Below are 18,995 nucleotides of genomic sequence, written 5' to 3'. Positions count from 1 at the left end.
TTTACAATGCCCCGCCCGCGACCGCTCCCACCCGAATCCGCTCGGTCTCGTCGGCCGGACGATCTCCGGTTGAAACATGTCGACCAACCGGTTTTGTGCGTGAAAGGCGGAGGCGGTGAGGAGGCGTATGCAATCCGGCCGGGCCCGCAGGTCGAAAATGGGCTGCGGACGCGAAGGGTTCCGCTGTTTCATGGCGGCATGGTGTCCTCCGACCGACTGCCGGCTTTCGTCGCCATGTCGTTCCTGCTCATCGTGATTCCCGGCCCCAGCGTGCTGTTCGTGATCGGACGGGCGCTGGCTCACGGACGCAGAGCGGCGCTGATCACCGTGGTGGGCAACACTCTCGGCGCGTACGTCCTCGTGGTGGCCGTGGCGCTCGGCGTCGGCGCCGTGGTGGAACGGTCGGTCCTCGTCTTCACGGCGCTGAAGCTGCTGGGCGCCGCCTACTTGATCCACCTGGGCGTCAAGGCGGTGCGGCAGCGCGAGTCCCTGCACGCCTCGGTGACCGGAGAGCGGCCGGTGGCGCACGGCACCCTGCGGACGCTGTGGGACGGGTTCGCCGTCGGCGTGGCCAACCCGAAGACCGTCGTCTTCTTCGCCGCCGTACTGCCGCAGTTCGTCGACCGCGGCCAGGGTCACGTCCCGGTGCAGATGCTCGTACTCGGGCTGGTCTTCAATGTCATCGCGCTGGCCTCCGACAGCGTGTGGGGCCTGGCCGCGGCCACCACGCGGAGCTGGTTCGCCCGCTCACCGCGCCGGCTCTCCCTGATCGGCGGGGTCGGCGGCCTCACGATGATCGGCCTCGGTGTCGCCGTCGCGGCGAACGGCCGCAAGGACTGAGCCCCCGACCGGACCGCGGGGCCCGCCCCGCGCCGTCCGTCCACGCGGAGCCAGGGCCGGGATCTCCGTCAGCCGTCGCCCTCCGCCGCATCGTTCCCCTCCGGGTCCCCGTCCGTCAGGCGGTCGACTTCCGCCGCGGCCTTCCCGGCCCGGCTCCGGGCGGCACTCAGCCGACGGCCGGCCGTACGTTCCCGCTCCTGCGCCTCACGCCGGTCGGCGCGGGCCCGACGCTGCTGCTCCTCGGCGTTCTCGAGGTCCTCGGTCAGTTCCGCGATGCGCTGTCGCAGCTCGGTGACGTGCTGCTGCGACGTGTCGCTCAGTTCCCGCGCTTCCCGGGCCGCACGGCCCGCCTCCTCCGCCTCCGTCGCACACGCCGCGAGGTCACGCTCGGCGCCCTCGGCCGTCCGGCGGGCCTCGGCGAGCCGTTTCCGCCGCCGCGCCTGTGCCGCCGAGTCCGTACCGCCGGCGGCCCGGGGCCCGGAAGCCGCCGCCCGGGGCTCGCTGTCGGTCGGCGCCGCCCTGCCCTGCGTCACGGCGTCCCGGGCCACGGCGGGGAAGCCCACGGCCGGACTCAACGGCTTGGCGAGTCGTCCCGCGGCCCACTCCCGGGCGGCGTCGGCGTCACCGAGGACCGCTTGCAGGGTCTGCTCGACCTCGCGCAGGGCGCCGTCACCGAGCGGATGCCCGTGCTCGGCGGCGAGCTGTTTCGCCTGCTGGGACAGGGCCCTGATCAGTGCCTGCTGCTGTCCGGCGAGCTGACGCAGCTGTCCGCCGTCGAGGTCCTGATGCGCCTGGCGCAGGGCCTCCCCCAGCCGGACCAGGGGCTGGATCTCGTCGCGCTGCTCGCGCACCAGCAGATTGCTGGCCCAGGCGGACAGGCTGGGACGGCGCATCCCGCTGATCCGTTCGGACAGCGCACGGTCGCCCGCCGTGCGGGCTGCCGCGGCGCGCTGGTTGCGGACGGCGGTGAACTGCTCGGGCCGCAGCCCGTACAGCTCGTCGGCGACAGCGTCCGCATCCACCGGCGCCCTTTCTGCGGAACGGGAAGATTCCTACCGATATTGTCAGCTTCCTCCCTTTCTCGTGGACTCGGTTGCTGCCTACGGGGGAACCGCGGGCGTCCCTGCGGCTCCCCGCCGGTCGTGGGCCTCCGCAGGACAGAGGGGGTGTCCGTCCGCTGTTCCCGGGCAGGCGGAACCCGGAAGGGCGGGCAGCCGAGCCGACCTCGAGGACGAGAAGTGAGCTTCGAACAGCAGCGTGACACCACCGAGGACACCGGGGCGCCGCAGGACGGCCCGACCGGAGAGGAGCGGGCGGCGTGGGAGGACGTACGCCGACGAGCCACCGGCATGTCCCACCACGAGTCGAAGGCGGCGCGTGACGCCGCCCGTCACGCCGCGAAGTCCGACGCGCTCACGGACGGCGAGACGGCACGCGCGGACGCCGAGGTGGAGGAGTGGGAGCGGGTGACCGACGCCCTTGCCGACCATGCCGGGACGTACGACCCGGAGATCGATCCCTTCGTGCAGGGCGAGAAGGCCGCTCGGACACTCCACGCGGGCCGCACGCGGAATGCCCGCTGACCGCCCCCACCAGCTGTAGAACCCCCCGCAAAGAAAGGCCGCATCACGTGCGCACTGTCGGAGTCGAGGAAGAACTTCTCCTGGTCGACCCGGAGACCGGAGAACCGCAGGCTCTGTCCGCGGCCGTACTCGCCCGGGCCGCCAGGGAGGACCCCGAGGAGGAGACGTTCGAGAAGGAGCTGCACGAGCAGCAGCTCGAGTTCGCCACCCACCCGCAGTCCGACATGGCCGAACTCGGCGCGGAGATCGTGCGCTGCCGCAGGGAGGCGGCACGGCTCGCCGGGGAGACCGGGGCGGCCGTCGTGGCCCTCGCCACGTCACCGCTGCCGGTCAGCCCGTCGATCAGCCCGAACAGCAGATACCAGTGGATGTCCCACGAGTTCGGCATCGCGACGCAGGAGACACTCGTCTGCGGCTGCCACATCCACGTGTCCGTCGAGTCCGACGACGAGGGTGTCGCCGTCGTCGACCGCATCCGCCCCTGGCTGTCCGTCCTGACCGCGATCAGCGCGAACTCCCCGTTCTGGCAGGGCCGCAACAGCGCGTACGCCAGCTACCGCAGCCGGGTGTGGGGGCGCTGGCCGATGGCCGGCCCCACCGAGCTGTTCGGCTCCGCCGACCGGTACCACCAGCGGGTCGAGGACATGGTCGCCACGGGGGTGGCCCTCGACAAGGCGATGGTCTACTTCGACGCGCGGCTCTCCGACCAGTACCCCACCGTCGAGATCCGCGTCTCGGACGTCTGCCTGGAGGCGAGCACCGCCACGCTCATCGCCACCCTGGCCCGCGGGCTGGTGGAGACGGCCGCGCGCGAGTGGCGTGCGGGTGTCGAGCCGGTGGGTCACAGCGTCGAGCTGCTGCGGCTGGCGGCCTGGCGGGCGGCGCGGTCCGGGCTGGAGGAGAACCTCCTGCACCCGCTGACCATGAAGCCCGCTCCCGCCGGGGAAGTGGTGCGCGCACTGCTGGACCACGTCGGTGAAGCCCTCACCGACAGCGGTGACGCCGACCGGGCCGAGAAGGCGGTCAGCGAGCTGCTGCAGCACGGCAACGGCGCCCGGATCCAGCGCGAGATCATGGAGAGGACGGGCAGTCTGGGCGCCGTGGTCACGGAGTGCGTACGCCGTACCCAGTCCTGAGCGATCCGGTGCGCGCGGACCTCTGAGCACCCCGGGGCGCACGCGTCACGGCACTGCCGTGACGCGTACGCCCCGCGCCCATGCCTCGCGGACCCGGGCTCACCCCCGCGTCTAGCCCGCGCTCATGCCTCGCGGGCCCGGGCTCCCTCCCGCGTCCGGCCCGCGCTCACGGCGCGGTCCGGGTTGCGCCGCACGTATTCGCCCTCCAGCTCCGCCGTGCGGCGGTCGTGCGTCTCCAGGGCCTCCGGCGAACCGTGCAGAAAGGTGTCGTGGCGGGTGCGGTGCACGCTTTCCAGCTCGCGCAGCAGTAGCTGGTCGTCCAGCAGCGCGGGATCGAGTCCCTCGGCTGCGTCGCCGGCCTCGTTGGACGTGGACACAGTGGGCTCCTCAGGGGTCGGGGCCGTGGCGCACACCCGTGGCGGGTGCGCGCCTGGGATCCCTCGGGTCACCCGATCACGGGAGGGCAAACGCCGTCCGCCGGTCCGGTCAGAGCCGGCGCAGGACGCCGACCACCTTGCCCAGGATGACCGCCTGGTCGCCGGGGATCGGGGCGTACGCGGCGTTGCGCGGCATGAGCAGCACCTGGCCGTCGCGACGGTGCAGCTGCTTCACGGTGGCCTCGTCCTCGATGAGCGCCGCGACGATGTCACCGTGATCGGCGCTGTCCTGCCGGCGGACCGTGACGATGTCGCCGTCGCAGATGGCTGCCCCGATCATGCTGTCACCGGCCACGGTGAGGGCGAACAGGTCGCCCTCGCCGACCAGTTGGCGGGGCAGCAGGTAGACGTCCTCGACGGCCTCCTCGGCCAGCACGGGCACACCGGCGGCGATCCGCCCGATGAGGGGCACCTCGGCCGGGGGCCTGCCCGCGGCGGCACCCGCCAGGTCCGGGGCCCATGTCGGACGCACACGGTAGGCGCGCGGCCGGTGTGGATCGCGGTAGAGGACGCCCTTGCGCTCCAGGACCATCAGCTGGTGCGCGACGGACGAGGTGCTGGCGAGGTTCACGGCCTTGCCGATCTCCCGCATCGACGGCGGGTAGCCCTGGCGGGCGACCTCGTTCGCGACGAACTCGACGATGGCTGCCTGACGGGCCGTCAGCTCGCCTTCGACGGAGCGGACACCCGCCGGCCTGCCCCGGCGCGCTGTTGCCGTCTTCTCCATCAGGACCACCTTCGACTCAAGATCTCTCCGAGCGCGACCCTAACCCGCCATCACGCCCAAAGGGAACGCCCCTCCCGAATCACGGCATTCACGCCGCCACGCTCGCCTCGGGGGTACGCAACGGATCACGCCCGACGCGGGATCGTGGCGCGCCGCTTCCGGTGACCGCCCCCTACCCCGCGGGGAGGCGGAGCGCGAGGAGGGCCACGTCGTCGGTGGAGTTGGCCGCCAGTCCCGTGACCAGTTCGTCGCACAGGACGTCCAGGGGCCGGCTGTGGAGGGCCGCGGCGTGCTGGCGCAGTCTCGTCAGTCCGTTGTCGAGGTTCTCGCCCCGCCGTTCGAGGAGGCCGTCGGTGTAGAGCAGGATCGTGCTGCCCGGGAGCAGCAGGCGCTCGGCGTCGGTCCGCGGTTCGGAGGGGCGGACGCCGAGCAGCAGACCCTGGACGTCGTCGAGGTAGTGGGTGTCGCCGTCCTGGGTGATGAGCAGCGGCGGCGGGTGTCCGGCGATGGCCCAGTGCAGGTGCCACGGCCCGCCGACGGGCCCCTTGAGGAGGCTGTAGATGCAGGTCGCGGTCGTGTGCTCGGCCAGCGCGTTCACCGCCATGTCGAAGCGGTGCAGAATCTTGGCGGGGGGTTCCTGCCGGTCGCAGGCGATGCCGCGGAGCATGTTGCGCAACTGGCTCATGGTGACGGCGGCACGCAGGTCGTGGCCGGTGACATCGCCGATGATCAGCGTCGTGTCGCCCTGCGGCAGCACGAAACTGTCGTACCAGTCGCCGCCGACGTCGGCGCTCGCGGCCGCCGGCGCGTAGCGCGCGGTGAGCTCGAGACCGGGGACGACGGGCAGGTCCGGGAGGAGCGAGCGCTGAAGGCGCTCGGCGATCCGCTGGGTCTCCCTGTACAGACGGGCGTTGTCCAGGGCAAGTGCGATCCGGTGCGTGAGGTCCTCCACCAGGGCCAGGTCGGCTTCCTGCAAGGGCGGGCGGCCCGCGTGGCGGACGAACGTGAAAGCGCCGAGGACCCTGCGCCGGGCTCGGAGGGGCGCGACGATGAGGCTGTCCCCGCCCAGCCGGGCGAAGAGTTCGAGGTTCACCGCGTGCAGCGGGTCGTCGGCCTGATCGGCGGCCGGGACGTCCCCGGCCGACAGCAGGAGCGGTCCGGCGCCGCGCAGCACGCGGGACAGCGGGCCGGACGCGGCGGCAGGCACGGCGGGAAGCGCGCCGGTCAGGCCGGTCAGGGGGATGTCCGGGTCGTGGTGCGTCAGGCAGATCCGCTCCAGACGGCCCTTCTCGTCGAGCAGGTCCGCCATCACCCAGTCGGCCAGCTGCGGCACGACGATCCGGCAGACGCGGCGCAGCCCCTCCACCGCGTCCAGCGTGCTCGACAGCGCGTCGGCGATGTCGTTCAGGAGGGTGAGGCGGTCCAGGGCCTGCTGCAACGCCTCATCCACGTCGAAGTCGTCCACCCGCCCAGCCTTCCCGCCCGGGAAGAATCCGTATCAACCAGCTCAAGACTCTCACCGTCACGGGAACCACGAGGTGCGCCGACGGCACCGCCCGTTGCATCCTGGGTGCACCCCCCTCCCGCGCCCACGGCGGGTGGTCGGGGTGAGCCTGCCGGGCCGGTGCGTGTCCGGCCTCCCGGGAGGGCCGACGACAGAGGGCGGGGACGGTCGGCATTCGTGAGGCATAGGAGGCGTGGTCCGGGGAAGTAGAGCCCCGGCTCCTTCGGCAGGTGGGAGGGAGCCGTGGCCGTTGGGCAAACAGCGGCCGACTGCAGTCATGACCGGCGTTTGCCGGTCGGAAAGTGACGGGTGTGCGCCGGGAGACGGTACGGCGACTGCAGATCCGCCAGGCCGCACAGGGGCCCGGCGGTATCCTGCTGTGCGTCTCGGGCGAGCTGGACGTGCGCACCGGCCCCCAGTTGCGGGAGGCCATCGGGCGGGTCGTCCCCGAGCTCACCACCGGGGAGCTGGAAGTCGACCTGTCGGAGGTCGCCGCCTGTGACCCGGCGGGCCTCTACACGCTCCTCGGGGTCAGCGAAGGCCTGCACATGGTCGGCGTCGAGATACGCATCATCCGCACCAGCCGCTGCGTCGACGCGATCCTGGACACGACGGACCGCCTCGCCCGGCTGCCCCTGCACGACGCGGCACGCGGCGGACCGGGGGCACCGGAGGGACCGGATGCGCGGGGTCGAACAGGTCGGCCGGGCGCACCGGCCGACCCAGGTGACCCGGCCGACCCAGGTGACCCGGCCGACCCTGGCGCACCTGGTGACCGGAGTGCACCTGGTGATCCGCGTGCATCTGGTGAAGGAGGCGGGCCGGCTGGGTGCGGCAGGCGGGTCGAGCGCGGCGGGCCGGACTTCTCCGCGCCCTGAAGAAACCTTTCTGGCCGGCCGGACGAGGGGCCGGGACCCGCACCGGCCTCAGGACGCCCTGCCGAGCAGCGCGGCGGGTCCGATCGCGTCAGGGCCGAACTTCTCGCGGATGCGGTCACTCACCTCTTCCGCGGCCAGGCGGGCCTCGCGGGCCTGGTCCAGACTGATCTGCTCGGCGACCTGGTCGGCGTCGACGAGGTCCTCCGCCCGGAGGGCGATCGCGGTGAGGCGTCCCCGCTGGAGCCCGGCGGCGTCGATGAGCCGGTAGGCGAGCGCGCGCAGGTCCTCGTCGTGGGCCGAGGCGGCCGTGAGCCGACGGGTCTTCTCCCACGCCGTTCCGCCGGCGAAGCGCAGCGCCAGCGTCAGGCCACGGGCGGCCTGGTCCCGGCGGCGCAGCCGGTGGCCGAGCTCGACGACGAGGTCCAGCAGCGCGGCGCGGACCGCGGCGCCGTCGAGCGTGTGCTGGGTGAAGGTGCGCTCGACGCGGGCCGAGGCGGGAAGGGCGCGGGGCGCCACCGGGCGGGGGTCGACACCCCGGGCCCGGTCGGCGGCGAGCCGTCCCGCACGGCCGCCGAGGACGCGCTGCACGGTCGCCGGCGGGACCGAGGCCAGGAGGCCCACGCAGTGCACGCCGTACTCCCGCAGCGCGGCTGCCTGGCGCGGCCCGATGCCGTGGAGGGCCTCGACGGGCAGGGGCCCCAGCCACGCCGTCACCTGCTCGGGCGCGACGGCGAGGACGCCCCCGGGGGCGTCGACCCGGCCGGACGCGGTGGCCGCGACCGTGATCGTCGGCCCGATGCCGACGCGGACATCGACGCCCAGCCGGGAGATGGTCCGCACGCGCAGCATCTCCCCCAGCCTGCGGGCGTCCACGCCGTGGTAGCGCAGCGCGCCCCTCAGTTCCACCAGGGCGGCGGTCGGCGGCAGGGCCTGCACGACGGGAGAGAGCTCCGACAGCTGTTCCAGGACCTGTCGGTAGGCCTCCTCCGGCAGGGCGTCCGGGCAACGCACATGCATCACGCTCGGCACCCCGGGCGCCGGGCGTGCGTTCGTACCAGCGGTCATGACACCCACCTCCTGCCCCCACATTATCGAACGACTATTCGAACACGCGAGTCGCTCCTGATGAGATGATCGTCGGACCTTTAACCCGTCGATGCGGGGACCGCCTCTCCCGGTCGCGGGCCGGGACCGGGATCTACGCTGGGCCCTCCTTCCGTCCTGTCCGAGGAGTAGCGTGCCGCCGGCCTTCGTCCATCGGATCACCAAATACGACCCCGCCGACCGCGACGAGCACGGTCACTACATCGGGGCCGAGGACACGATCAGCGACCACGGGCCTGTCGAAGCGGCGTACCTCGCGGCGGTGTCCGCCTTCGCGGAGGGCTCGGGCATCGACCGGCTGGAGATCCGCGACCCCGCGGTCACGGGCTTCGTCCACTTCGGCGGGGAACCCTCAGTTGCGGGGCACGGCCTCGGCGGGCTCTTCCCGCCCGACCTCACCGGCTACCACGACGGGGCCGAGGTCTCCCTTCCGGTCGCCCTGGAACTGGTCCGTGCGATGCTCCGCGACCAAGGCGCCTGGTGCCGACTGGAGGTGGGGGATCTGTTCACCGTGCATGTCGGATGGGACCAGTATGTGTACGTGGGCAGCGACCGGCCTGTGCGGACGCCGTGGTCCGTACGCGGGAACTCGGCCTCTTCCCGGAACCGCTTACGGCCTCGCCCTACGCGGCAGAGTTCGACGAAGCGGAAGTTACGGAGCCGGCCGACGAGCACTTCTGGATACGTGTGCACACCGCGCTGGCCTCACGGCGTGCGCTGCTCCTCGAGGAAAGCCACGTTCGCAACGCCGCACGCTGGCACCGAATCACGCCGGAGAACCTCGACACGGTGCGCGCCGGTCTCGGCCCGCGCGCCTTGCTGACCGTCTGGCCCGACCTGACCCCGGACGTCGGTGCCGTCCTCGCCGCATTGCCCCGGGAGGAATCCGTCGACTTCGTCTGGGAGGCGCAGGACGGGACGATCGGCCACGCGATCGTCGACGACGTGGACTACCAGGAGCTCACCGCCCACGTGGCCGGTGCCCGCGCCGCCTGCGCCCTGCCCCTCGCCGAACACCACCCGCTGCTCCGTGCTGCCCTCCCGGACAGCGACGGCGTACTGCGCGCCCGGTGGTGACCCGGTTCGCGCGCCGGGCGAGCCAGCAGGCTCCGTGCATCGAAGTTGTCCTACCAGGCCGGATGTCGCGCTCAGTCACACACGTCTCCGCCACTCATCCGCCGCGACCAGCGGCCGGCGAGTCGCCTATCCCCAGGGGGTGGGGCCAGGGCGCTCGTGCCAGGTGCGGATCGCCGCCATCATGTTGACGCAGCGGCGTCGCAGTTCAGCTCGTGCTTGCTCGAAGGCCATCTCGCGTTCCATGGTGTCTCTCTCCGGAGGCTCTTCCACGTACGAGGACTTGGTGTCGACCTCTCGGGCGGCGTCAAGGACGTATGCCGCGTGCTGGAGGAGGTGCCTTGGAGCGGTGAGCTGCACTGCTGTCCAGCTGTGGACGAGTTTGTCCGCTTGCTCCGGGCCTTCCGGCCGGTCGGCGAGGTAGTCCATCATCTGTGCTGCCTCGACGAACGCGGTGAGGGCCGCGTATTGGCGCTCTACGTGGGAGGCCTGCCACGTGATGCGGGACGTCCGCCTCGCGGACAGGACAACCCCGGTCCACGTGATCACGGCCGCGGCCGTTGCGGCAAGGGGCGTGGAGAGCTCGATCTGCATATCTCCGATGCTGGGAGGCCATTGTCCTGAAAGCAGGGCATTTGAGGAATTTCAGAGGTGGCGTACCGCCCGACGACTCCGCCTTGCGACGGCCAAGGTGAAGCCCCGAGCGCCGAACGGCCGGCCCCCGGCCACGTCGCTCGCGTACCTGCCCGCGTTCTGTGCATCGAAGTTGTCCGTCCGGGCCGCCTGTCGCGCTCAGTCACACCGGTGCCGTGATTCACCGCTCCAGCGGACGCGGCGCGTCGAAGCGGGCGTCCGGCGGAGTCGGCGGGCTCATGAGGCCGGCGGATTCGGAGCGGCCGTACGAGGGTTAAGATCGATCGCCGCATCTCCGGCGAACGACACGGCAGTTGGCGCCTGGGGGGCGACGTGGTGGAGGACAGCAGGCCTGCGCGCAGGAGACGGGGAGCCGTAACCGGGAGGGCATTGCTCCTTGCGGCGGCCGGGCTGGTCGTCGGACTCGCGGTGGCCTTCCACTGGTTCGGCTGGAGCTCGATACCGGGCAACGAGTGCGGCGACGGTTTCACGCCCTGCCCCGAAGGCACCGTCCCCACCCTCCTGCTGGCGTTCCTGTGCAGCTTCGCGGGGGTGGCCCTCGTCATCTGGCGAGTCGCCGAACTGATCAAGGTCAGGCCCGGCAAGGTCCTGCCCGTCGTGCTGGTCGTGACGGGCATGCTCCTCGCCCTCTGGCCGGGGTGGCTGGCGTACGCGTGGATGCGCGGCCCCGTCCTCGACCGGGCCTGGGAAGCGCCGGTCGACCGGCCGGGCAACGTCAGGGGCGTGGGCAACTGGACCCTCGACGGCGCCGTCGTCCGTGCCCGCACCGACGGTCTGACCAGCTACGACCTCGCCGACGGGCACGAACGCTGGAACGTGGACGCGCCCACGCGCGGATCGGCGTGCGCGATGAGCGACACCGTGGTCGACGGTATTGGTGTGATCGCCTTCGGCCGCGAGGACCAGCCGTGCGACAGGGTGTGGGGGGTGGACACCGGGAGCGGCCGCAAGCTCTGGGAGCGGAAGATCACGGGCGGCGCCGGGTTCGGGCCCGCCACCGACGGGAGAGTGGCCGCGGACAGCGGCGTCGCCGTCGCCCTGGAGGACGCCGCCGTACGGGGCTTCGTCCTGCGCACGGGCGTTCCGCGCTGGAAACTGCCCCTCGGCGAGGGCTGTTCGCCGGTCGTCGCCTCAGCCTCGGCAGGCCGTACCCGGGTGGTCGTCCAGTGCTTGAGCGGCGGCTCAGCGTTCCGCTCGCTGCAACTGGTTTCCCTCGACACCTCGACCGGCACACACGTACGCCGTACCGCGCTGCCGGTGGAGAGCCGCTGGGAGGCGGTCATGGTCCTGTCCGCCCGGCCGTTCGTGCTCTGGCTGAAGGAGAAGGACGACCGCGGGACCGACGCCGTGCTCGCCTTCGACGACCAGGACCGCCCGCGCGGCTCGGTGGAGGTCTCGAGGGGCGAGGAGGACCTGCGCATGACCGTGGACGCCGGACAGGGTTTCGGCGCCCGGCCCGTGCTTCGCGCCGCGGTCGTCGCAGACGTTCTGGTGACCGCGGTGACGAAGCCGGGCGAGGCCGTCCCCGACGCCGTGTCCGGATACGAGCTCGGCAGCGGACGACGTCTGTGGCACGCCGGTGCGGGCGGGCAGGTCACGGCCCTCACGCGGCTGCCCGGGAACCGGCTCGCCGTCCTCGAGGGCGGGCGGATCGGCTCCCTCGACGCGCGCACCGGACACCTCACCGAAGGGCCGCTGATCCGCGAGGGCCTCGACGACGTCGCCGAGGCCGCTCAACTCGTACCCGGACGCAACGGCGGCTGGCTCCTGGTGAACCCCGACGGAACCGGAGTCACACCACCCCTCCTCCGGGTCGGCCCCTGACCCTCGCTCTGCGGGGGTCCAGCCAGGTGTCGCACGGAGCGGACGCGGATGCGTAGGATCGCCGGGTGACGCAGAGCGCGACCCTGGCCGGGGTCTTCGACGATCTCGCCCCCAGCTACGACCACGAGCACCACGAGGAGATCGCGCGGGCCCTGCTGGCCCTGGTCGGTCCCGGCCCGATGGACGCCGTCGCCGACGTCGCCTGCGGCGCGGGCGCCGTGGCGCTGCAACTCGCGCGGACCCGCCCCGCCGCCGCCCCGCCCGTCCTCGCCGTCGACATGTCGCCCGGCATGATCGAGGCGGGCCGGGCGCGGGCCGCGTCCCCGGTGCTGAGCGCGGCGGTCGACTGGCGCCTCGCGGACGCCGTGCCGCTGCCGGTCGCCGACCACTCCCTCGACGTCGTCCTCTGCGCCTCCTCGCTGCACTTCCTGGGCGGCCGGGCGGTGGCCGACTGGCGACGCGCGCTGCGCCCGGGCGGACGGGTGGGGTTCACCCTCCCGCTGGCCACCCGCTTCCGGCCGTCCGAACGCTTCTCCGCGCTCCTCGCGGCGGACGTCCCGCTCCCGGGCAGCGCCGAGGAGGCCGACGCCTGGGCCACCGCGAGCGGCTTCACCGACGCCGTCTCCCGCGTCCACGTCCTCGGCACCCGCGGCGTGGTGGTGACCTCCGCCGTCACGCCCGGCGGCCGCTGAACCGGTGCGCCGTCCCGGTCGCCGGTCGCCGGCGTCCGGACGGCGGCCCGATCCGGCTCTGGTCAGGAGGCTCCAGGTAGCCGGCGCGGTCGGCGTCCCAGGACCGGCGCAGTGGGTCCCGCACCGCGCGGACGCACCATCCGACCGGAGTCAGCACGCCGAAGTACAGCGCGGCCAGGCCCAGTGTGCCCAGGCGCTCAGTCCATCGGGATCGCGGCACGCCAGTCCCCCTCCTCCCGCCACGCGGGCTGGTCCCGCTTGTCCAGCAGGAAGTCGCCCAGCACCAGCAGGTCGATCCGGGTGCGCATGAAGCAGGCGTACGCCTCCGCCGGGTCGCGGACGATCGGTTCGCCGCGCACGTTGAAGGAGGTGTTCACCAGCACCGGGCAGCCCGTCCGGTCCCGGAACGCGGTCAGCAGCGCGTGGAAGCGGGCGTTGCGCCCGGCGGTGACGGTCTGCACCCGGGCCGACCCGTCCACGTGCGTCACCGCCGGGATCGTCGAGCGCGGCACCCGCAGCAGGTCCAGGCCGGCCAGTCCCTCCGCCTCCGGTCCGCACGCCCGGCGTCGTGCCGCCGCGACCCGCGCGGTCAGCAGCATGTACGGGCTCTCGCCCGCGAGGTCGAACCAGTCCTTGGCGTCCTCGGCGAGCACCGCCGGGGCGAAGGGCCGGAAGGACTCCCGGAACTTGGTCTTCAAGTTGAGCGTGGACTGCGTACCGGGATCGCGCGGGTCGGCCAGGATCGACCGGTTGCCCAGCGCGCGCGGACCGAACTCCATGCGCCCCTGGAACCAGCCCACCACCTTGCCCGCCGCCAGCTCGGCGGCCACCCGCTCGACCAGTTCCGGCTCCGGCAGGCGTACGGCGGGACAGCCGCCCCGGTCCAGGAACTCCGCGACCTCTTCGGCGCCGTACGCGGGCCCGAGCAGTGCGCCCGCCATCGCGTCCGTGCCGCGCCGCACATGGGTGCGCGGCGCACCCCGGCGGTGCGACTCCGCCAGGGCCGCGCCCAGCGCGCCGCCGGCGTCCCCTGCGGCCGGCTGCACCCACAGCTCGTCGCAGACGCCCTCGTCCACGAGCCGTCCGTTGGCCACGCAGTTCAGCGCCACACCGCCGGCCAGGCACAGGCGTCGCTCGCCCGTGCACTCCAGCACCGTGCGGGCCAGCCGCAGTACCACCTCCTCGGTCACCGCCTGGACCGAGGCGGCGAGATCGAACTCCCGCTCCGTGAGCGGTCCTTCGGGCGTGCGCCGCGGACCGCCGAACAGCTCCTCGAAGGACCGCCCGGTCATGGTCCTGCCGTACTGGAAGGCGAAGTGGCGCAGGTCGAGGCGGAACGAGCCGTCCGCCTTGACGTCGATCAGCCGCTCCCGGATGAGGGGGGCCCAGCGCGGCGTGCCGTACGGGGCGAGGCCCATCAGCTTGTACTCGCCCGAGTCGACCCTGAAGCCGCAGAAGTGCGTGAACGCCGAGTACAGCATGCCCAGCGAGTGCGGGAAGCGCAGCTCGGCGAGCGGGACGAGGCCGGTGCCCCGGCCGTGCCACAGTGTCGTCGTCGCCCACTCGCCGACGCCGTCGACGCACAGCACCGCCGCCGACGGGTACGGGCTGGGCAGGAACGCGGACGCGGCGTGCGAGGCGTGGTGCCGGTGCGCCACCACCGGTGGCAGCGGCCGTCCGCCGGCCTGCGAGCGCAGCCGCGCGCGCACGTCGTCCAGGGCGTGCCGCTTCCAGCCGGCCCACTGCGGGAAGGCGCGGCGGAAGACGGGGAAGCCGTGCGGCGCCGTCGCCAGCCACGTGGCCATCACCCGGCGGAACTTCAGCGCCGGGTCCTCGTAGAACGCCACGGCCGCCAGCTCGTCCAAGCGCAGACCCGCCTCCCGCAGGCAGTAGGCGACGGCCTGGGCCGGGAAGCCGGCATCGTGACGGCGCCTGCTGAACCGCTCCTCCTGGGCGGCGGCCACCGGAACGCCGTCCGACACCAGGGCCGCCGCGCTGTCGTGGTAGTAGGCGGAGATTCCCAGTACCGGACCGTCCCGGCCCGCACTGCCGGTCCGGCCCGCGTTGCCGATCCGGCCCGCACTGCCGATCCGGCCCGCGCTGTCGGTCCGGCCCGCGCTGTCGGTCCGCCCCCCGCCGGTCCCCGTCCTCACGTCAGAACAACGGGTAGACGGACGCGTCGTCTTCCGGCTGCGGGCGCAACCGCGACGGCGGCGGGGGACGTTCGGCTGTCCGCTCCGCCGCGGACGCGGCCGGGGACTCGGCCGGGTCCGGAACGTCGGTGGACCGCTCGCTGCGGCTTCGGGCACGCAGCCAGGACGCGAGGCGGCGGGCCGCCGGGGCCCGGCCGGTCCCGTGTTCCCCGCCGTCGCCGGGCCCCCTCACGCCAGGTCCAGACGGTCCGCCAGCTGCCGGGCCACCAGGTCGTAGCCCAGGTCCGTGCAGTGCACCCGGTCGATGAACAGCCAGTCCTCGGGCGCGGCGGCCTCGCCCAGCGCCACGTTCATGTCCAGGAACGGCACGTCCAGCGCGGCGCATCCGACGGCGAGCCGCTCCGCGTAGGAGCGGCCGACCGCCATGGTGGAGATGTCGTTGTGGAACCGGCGGAAGTTGGACACCTCGTCCAGTTCCTCGAAGAGCAGCTTCTCCCGCGGCAGCGGCTCCTCGCGCACCCACGGCGCGAGCGGCTGCAGGACGAACGTCAGCCGCGCCCCGAGCCCGTCCGCGAGCACCTTCCAGCCGCGGAGGTGGCGCAGCGTCAGGTCCGTGGCGTGCGCGACCCTCCGGTCCGGTGGGGGCACGACGTCCGGGGCGGGACCGCAGTCGAAGAACGCGCCGTGGCGGCCCTGTTTCTCCTCGGGCAACCGGCTCAGCACCAGGTTGTTCACCCCCGACAGCAGCACGATGTCCTCGACGGGCGGCAGTTCGTGCTGGAACAGGGTGAACAGCAGCAGTTCCTGGGCCGAGTTGTGGCTCTGGCCGGCGAAGTTCAGCCATGGCAGCCGGGGTGCGTACGCGTTCCACAGGCGCGCGCTGATGGTGGCGGCGTCCCCGGTGGCCCCCACTCCGAACACGGCGGAACTGCCCGCCAGCACCCGCGCGGGTCCCTCGGGCCGGTCGTCGCCGACGGTGGCCCGCTGCCCGCCGGGGCCGGGCGTGATCCGGAAACCGTGCCTGTCGGTGCTGTGGACGGGCGTCTTCTCACCGCCGTACTGGAAGTACCCGAGGTAGGGCTGGTCCTCCAGGACGAAGGTGTAGTGCTCCATGTGCGGCGTGTACGCGGCGCGGGGTGACGTCATCGCTGCGGTGCTCCCGTCGGTGTGCGCGGTGGAGGGCGGGCTGCTGTCAGGGCGCCGGGGCGGGAGGCGGCGGCGCGGGCAGGGAGCCGGGCCGGTCCTCTCGGATCAAATCGGTGTTGATGGCCATGGCCGCCAGTCCGCCGCTCGCCGCGGCCATCGCCGCCTGGTGCATGGTGCGTCCCAGGTCGCCGGCCACGTACAGGCGGGGGACGCTGGTGCGGCCCCGGTCGTCGGTCTGCACCGCTTCCAGGTCCGGGGCGTCGACCCAGGGGCGCAGGGGCTCCACCCGGGGCTCCATGTCGAGATGCAGGAACAGCGCGCCGTAGCTCGCGCCGTCCCCGTCCTCGAACTCGACCCGCACGCCCTCCGGGTGCGGCTTCAGCGCCACCACCTTGTCCGCGCGGACCGGCACCCCGGCCGCGGTGAGCCGGTCCCGCTCGTCCGCGGGCAGCTCCCGCCGGTCGGAGAGGTAGGTGATGTCGTCGGACCATGCCGTGAGGATCGACGCCAGGCACTCACTGGGCTCCGCACCGCCGTACACGGCGATGGTCCGCTCGCGGACCTCCCAGCCGTGGCAGTACGGGCACTCGAAAACCTTCTTGCCCCACAGATCCGCGATCCCGGGCACCGGAGGCAGGAGGGAGCGCACGCCCGCCGCGTACAGCAGGGTGCGGGCGCGGAAGGTGCCCGACTCCTTGGTGACGACCACCACGTGGTCGCCCTCGCCGGCCGCGGACACCACCTCGTCGTCACGGAACGACACGTCGTATTCGGCGAGTTCGGCGCGGGAGCGGGCCCGGAAGTCGGCGATGCTCACGCCGTCGTTGGTGAGTACGTTGTGCATCACCCCGGCCGCCATGTTGCGCGCGTCGCCGGAGTCGATCAGCAGCACCCGGCGGCGCGAACGGCCCAGGTACAGTGCGCCGTTCAGGCCGGCCGGGCCGCCCCCGACGATCACCGTGTCGTAGAGCTGCGTGTCCAATGGTCACCCCTTGTCGAAAAGGTCTGTGTGCGGATCGGGACGCGGAGGCTCCCCGGCCGTGGCCTGGGAGCCTCGCAGGAGGGTGAGCAGCAGCAGGGCACCCGCCGCCAGGACGGTGCCGCAGACGACGAACACGGCCGGAACGGAGAGGATTTCGGCGAGCAGCCCGCCGAGGAGTGCGCCGAGCGGCATGGTGCCCCAGGCGCACAGCCGGGACACGCTCATCACCCGGCCCTGGAGGTTCTCCGGTGTCAGCCGCTGGCGCAGTGACATCACCGGGATGTTCCAGCCCATCATGAAGACGCCGTTCGCGGCCAGGGCCAGCCCGGCGAGCACGGGGTCGCGCGCCGTGCCCAGCAGGACGTACGCGGCCCCGGACGCCGTGAGGGACCAGAAGGCCAGCCGTACGGTGGGCAGCCGGTCGGCGGCTCGGGGCGCCAGCCAGCTGCCCACGACGGCGCCCAGCGACCCGGCGGCCAGCAGCAGTCCGTACCCGGTGCCGCTCAGCCCCAGAGTGCGGTCGCTGAGCAGGACCAGCATCGAGAAGGTCGCCGAGAAGACCAGTCCGTACAGGGTGCTCGCGGCCAGCGTGAGCCGCAGGGTGGGGTGGCGCAGGACGAAGCCGACGCCCTCCCGGATGTCCCGGAGCACACCGCCGCGCCCTCCTCCGCGCGCCTGCGCGGAGCGTGCCCCGTCCGGTTTCGGTGCGGGCTCGGTCCTGGCGAGCGGGGCGAGGCCCAGCAGGAGCAGCGCGGCCAGCGCGTACAGCGCCCCGCCCGCGGCCAGCGCCGCCGCGGCGGTCAGCCCCGCGAGAAGACCCGCCACGGGCGGTCCGGCCGTCTCGTTGAGCACGATCTGCGCCGCCGACAGACGCCCGTTGGCCCGCTCCAGATGCCGCTCGTCCACCAGGCGGGGCAGCATCGCGGGGGCGGCGGTGTCGGCCAGTGTCTCGGCGATGCCCAGCACGAACGCAAGCGCGTACAACAGGCCCAGCGGCCGGTCCTGCGCGAGCACCAACGCCGCTCCGGCCAGCGCCGCGGCCCGGACCGCGTTGCTGCCGAGCACGATGCGTCGCCGGTCCGCCCGGTCCACCAGGACGCCCGCCGGGAGCGCGAAGAGCAGCCACGGCAACATGTTCACGGCGGTCAGGCCGGCGACCGCCGCCGGATCGGGGTGGTGCGCGACGACCAGCAGCGGCAGCAGCGTCCGCGTGATGCCGTCGCCCGCGTTGGAAGCCGCTGCCGAGGCCAGCAGCCAGCGGAACGGACGGCCCAGGTCCGTCCGTCCCGCGCCGCGTGTCCCCGCTGACGCGGTGCTAGCCAACGACGCTCCCTTCGTGCCACCCGCGCAGTCCCAGCAGCCGCTCGCCCAGCTCCGTCAGCCGCGCCGGCCCGTACAGCTCCGCCTCCTCCTTGCGTATCCCGCCCTCCGACGGGTGCGGCGGGACGCGGTCTCGCCAGAACCTCACCCGGGCCTCGCGCAGTTCGGTGTTGTCCTCCCAGGCGGGCGCCATGGTCAGGTACTGCGCCATGCGCACCCGCCGCTCGGAGACGTTCGGGTGCACGCCGTGCGGCAGCAGGCTGTTGAAGATGATCAGGTCGCCGGGCGCCACCTCCGGGGTGGTGATCGAGTAGCCGGTGATGTCCGGTGTGAACGGGTCCCGGTCGGCGGGCTGCCGGCTCACCCACTTCTCCCACTCGGCGAAGATCTCCGGCACGCACTGGAAGCCGCCGATGTCCTCGTCGCCCGCGGTGAGCGAGAGCACCGCCTGACAGCTCACCGGCAGCGGGTCGGCGGAGGTGTCCACATCCCAGTGGACGAACCCGCCGAAGGCCCGCTCGCCCCGGTTGGGCGGGTTGACGTTGGCGAAGTCGATGGTCACCCAGAGCTCGTCCTGGTCCCAGATGTCGGTGAACGCCTCGTACACGCGCGGTGTCTGGCGCACGTCCCACTGTGCCTGGTGGTTGTACATCTCGACCAGTCCGCTGTGGCCGGGCAGCCGGTCGTTGCCGGTGTGCGGCGACGTCCAGGTCGAGGGGTCGTCGGGACGCATTTCGAGGAAGGACCGCAGCCCGTCCGCGAGCGCGGCGACCGTTTCGGGCGTCACCGCCTGACGGACGATCACATAGCCTTGCTCGGTCCACTGGGCCCAGTCGGCGGGTGACAGGACACGCAGCGGCTGCGTCTTGCGGATGTCGCGCAGTTGGGTCGCGGGCACGTGCACTCTCCAGGGGAACGACGCCTGTACAGGATCGGGTGGG

Annotated in this window: 20 protein-coding genes; 7 read left to right on the top strand and 13 right to left on the bottom strand. The window is 72.9% G+C overall.

Annotated features, from left to right (window positions below; translation table 11 throughout):
- Positions 1 to 198 precede the first annotated feature (198 nt).
- Positions 199 to 840, top strand: a complete 642-nt coding sequence (locus tag ACFYP4_RS21560) for a LysE family translocator (RefSeq protein WP_388787152.1) — start codon at positions 199 to 201, stop codon at positions 838 to 840.
- A 68-nt stretch (positions 841 to 908) separates the two neighbouring features.
- Here ACFYP4_RS21560 and ACFYP4_RS21555 read toward each other — a convergent pair whose 3' ends face one another.
- Positions 909 to 1,862, bottom strand: a complete 954-nt coding sequence (locus ACFYP4_RS21555) for a hypothetical protein (protein ID WP_358855021.1) — start codon at positions 1,860 to 1,862, stop codon at positions 909 to 911.
- 216 nt (positions 1,863 to 2,078) lie between these two features.
- On the opposite strand from ACFYP4_RS21555, the gene ACFYP4_RS21550 reads away from it, so the two are divergent.
- Both ACFYP4_RS21550 and ACFYP4_RS21545 read left to right on the top strand, forming a co-directional pair.
- Entirely contained in the window at positions 2,079 to 2,423 is a 345-nt protein-coding gene (locus ACFYP4_RS21550; protein WP_358855020.1) for a hypothetical protein, read from the top strand.
- Positions 2,424 to 2,470: 47 nt separating this feature from the next.
- Complete coding sequence (locus ACFYP4_RS21545; RefSeq protein WP_358855019.1) at positions 2,471 to 3,559, top strand: glutamate--cysteine ligase; 1,089 nt, start codon at positions 2,471 to 2,473, stop codon at positions 3,557 to 3,559.
- Positions 3,560 to 3,681: 122 nt separating this feature from the next.
- Here the strand turns inward: ACFYP4_RS21545 and ACFYP4_RS21540 are convergent, their stop codons facing one another.
- The 3 genes from ACFYP4_RS21540 to ACFYP4_RS21530 form a co-directional block, all read right to left on the bottom strand.
- Complete coding sequence (locus tag ACFYP4_RS21540) at positions 3,682 to 3,936, bottom strand: DUF6158 family protein (protein ID WP_358855018.1); 255 nt, start codon at positions 3,934 to 3,936, stop codon at positions 3,682 to 3,684.
- 109 nt (positions 3,937 to 4,045) lie between these two features.
- Positions 4,046 to 4,723, bottom strand: a complete 678-nt coding sequence (lexA, locus tag ACFYP4_RS21535; protein WP_358855017.1) for a transcriptional repressor LexA — start codon at positions 4,721 to 4,723, stop codon at positions 4,046 to 4,048.
- A gap of 172 nt (positions 4,724 to 4,895) precedes the next feature.
- Entirely contained in the window at positions 4,896 to 6,188 is a 1,293-nt protein-coding gene (locus ACFYP4_RS21530; RefSeq protein WP_358855016.1) for a GAF domain-containing SpoIIE family protein phosphatase, read from the bottom strand.
- A gap of 350 nt (positions 6,189 to 6,538) precedes the next feature.
- Here ACFYP4_RS21530 and ACFYP4_RS21525 point away from each other — a divergent pair, with 350 nt between their 5' ends.
- Positions 6,539 to 7,105, top strand: coding sequence for an STAS domain-containing protein (locus tag ACFYP4_RS21525; RefSeq protein WP_388787146.1), 567 nt, complete (start codon positions 6,539 to 6,541; stop codon positions 7,103 to 7,105).
- A 48-nt stretch (positions 7,106 to 7,153) separates the two neighbouring features.
- On the opposite strand, the gene ACFYP4_RS21520 is transcribed toward ACFYP4_RS21525, so the two are convergent.
- Complete coding sequence (locus ACFYP4_RS21520; RefSeq protein WP_358855014.1) at positions 7,154 to 8,170, bottom strand: hypothetical protein; 1,017 nt, start codon at positions 8,168 to 8,170, stop codon at positions 7,154 to 7,156.
- A gap of 391 nt (positions 8,171 to 8,561) precedes the next feature.
- Positions 8,562 to 8,726, bottom strand: coding sequence for a hypothetical protein (locus tag ACFYP4_RS21515; protein WP_388787143.1), 165 nt, complete (start codon positions 8,724 to 8,726; stop codon positions 8,562 to 8,564).
- Between the two features lie 5 nt (positions 8,727 to 8,731).
- On the opposite strand from ACFYP4_RS21515, the gene ACFYP4_RS21510 reads away from it, so the two are divergent.
- Positions 8,732 to 9,286, top strand: a complete 555-nt coding sequence (locus ACFYP4_RS21510) for a hypothetical protein (protein WP_388787140.1) — start codon at positions 8,732 to 8,734, stop codon at positions 9,284 to 9,286.
- A gap of 126 nt (positions 9,287 to 9,412) precedes the next feature.
- Here ACFYP4_RS21510 and ACFYP4_RS21505 read toward each other — a convergent pair whose 3' ends face one another.
- On the bottom strand, positions 9,413 to 9,877 hold the full coding sequence (locus tag ACFYP4_RS21505; RefSeq protein ID WP_388787137.1) for a hypothetical protein: 465 nt from the start codon (positions 9,875 to 9,877) through the stop codon (positions 9,413 to 9,415).
- 429 nt (positions 9,878 to 10,306) lie between these two features.
- On the opposite strand from ACFYP4_RS21505, the gene ACFYP4_RS21500 reads away from it, so the two are divergent.
- Both ACFYP4_RS21500 and ACFYP4_RS21495 read left to right on the top strand, forming a co-directional pair.
- Positions 10,307 to 11,761 (top strand): PQQ-binding-like beta-propeller repeat protein, encoded by a 1,455-nt coding sequence (locus ACFYP4_RS21500; RefSeq protein ID WP_388787134.1) that lies wholly within the window; start codon positions 10,307 to 10,309, stop codon positions 11,759 to 11,761.
- Positions 11,762 to 11,826: 65 nt separating this feature from the next.
- Entirely contained in the window at positions 11,827 to 12,453 is a 627-nt protein-coding gene (locus ACFYP4_RS21495) for a class I SAM-dependent methyltransferase (protein ID WP_388787131.1), read from the top strand.
- Here ACFYP4_RS21495 and ACFYP4_RS21490 read toward each other — a convergent pair.
- From ACFYP4_RS21490 to ACFYP4_RS21465, 6 genes are all read right to left on the bottom strand, one after another.
- Positions 12,434 to 12,673 (bottom strand): hypothetical protein, encoded by a 240-nt coding sequence (locus ACFYP4_RS21490; RefSeq protein ID WP_388787128.1) that lies wholly within the window; start codon positions 12,671 to 12,673, stop codon positions 12,434 to 12,436. The genes ACFYP4_RS21495 and ACFYP4_RS21490 overlap by 20 nt on opposite strands.
- The gene (locus ACFYP4_RS21485) at positions 12,651 to 14,525 is read right to left on the bottom strand and encodes a carbamoyltransferase (RefSeq protein ID WP_388787607.1); all 1,875 of its coding nucleotides are present in this window, start codon (positions 14,523 to 14,525) and stop codon (positions 12,651 to 12,653) included. Before ACFYP4_RS21485 ends, ACFYP4_RS21490 begins: the two co-directional genes overlap by 23 nt.
- A 309-nt stretch (positions 14,526 to 14,834) precedes the next feature.
- On the bottom strand, positions 14,835 to 15,752 hold the full coding sequence (locus tag ACFYP4_RS21480; RefSeq protein WP_358855010.1) for an Inducer of phenazine A: 918 nt from the start codon (positions 15,750 to 15,752) through the stop codon (positions 14,835 to 14,837).
- A 46-nt stretch (positions 15,753 to 15,798) separates the two neighbouring features.
- A complete protein-coding gene (locus tag ACFYP4_RS21475) occupies positions 15,799 to 16,734 on the bottom strand; it encodes an NAD(P)/FAD-dependent oxidoreductase (protein WP_388787125.1) in 936 nt (311 codons plus the stop codon).
- Positions 16,735 to 16,737: 3 nt separating this feature from the next.
- A complete protein-coding gene (locus ACFYP4_RS21470) occupies positions 16,738 to 18,057 on the bottom strand; it encodes an MFS transporter (RefSeq protein ID WP_388787122.1) in 1,320 nt (439 codons plus the stop codon).
- A complete protein-coding gene (locus ACFYP4_RS21465) occupies positions 18,050 to 18,952 on the bottom strand; it encodes a phytanoyl-CoA dioxygenase family protein (RefSeq protein WP_358855007.1) in 903 nt (300 codons plus the stop codon). Before ACFYP4_RS21465 ends, ACFYP4_RS21470 begins: the two co-directional genes overlap by 8 nt.
- Positions 18,953 to 18,995 lie beyond the last annotated feature (43 nt).

Origin of the sequence: Streptomyces sp. NPDC005551 (assembly GCF_042871785.1) — a bacterium.
Lineage (GTDB): Bacteria > Actinomycetota > Actinomycetes > Streptomycetales > Streptomycetaceae > Streptomyces.
The sequence above is the reverse complement of the archived record's forward strand: the minus strand, read 5'-3'. Positions and strand labels throughout refer to the sequence as shown.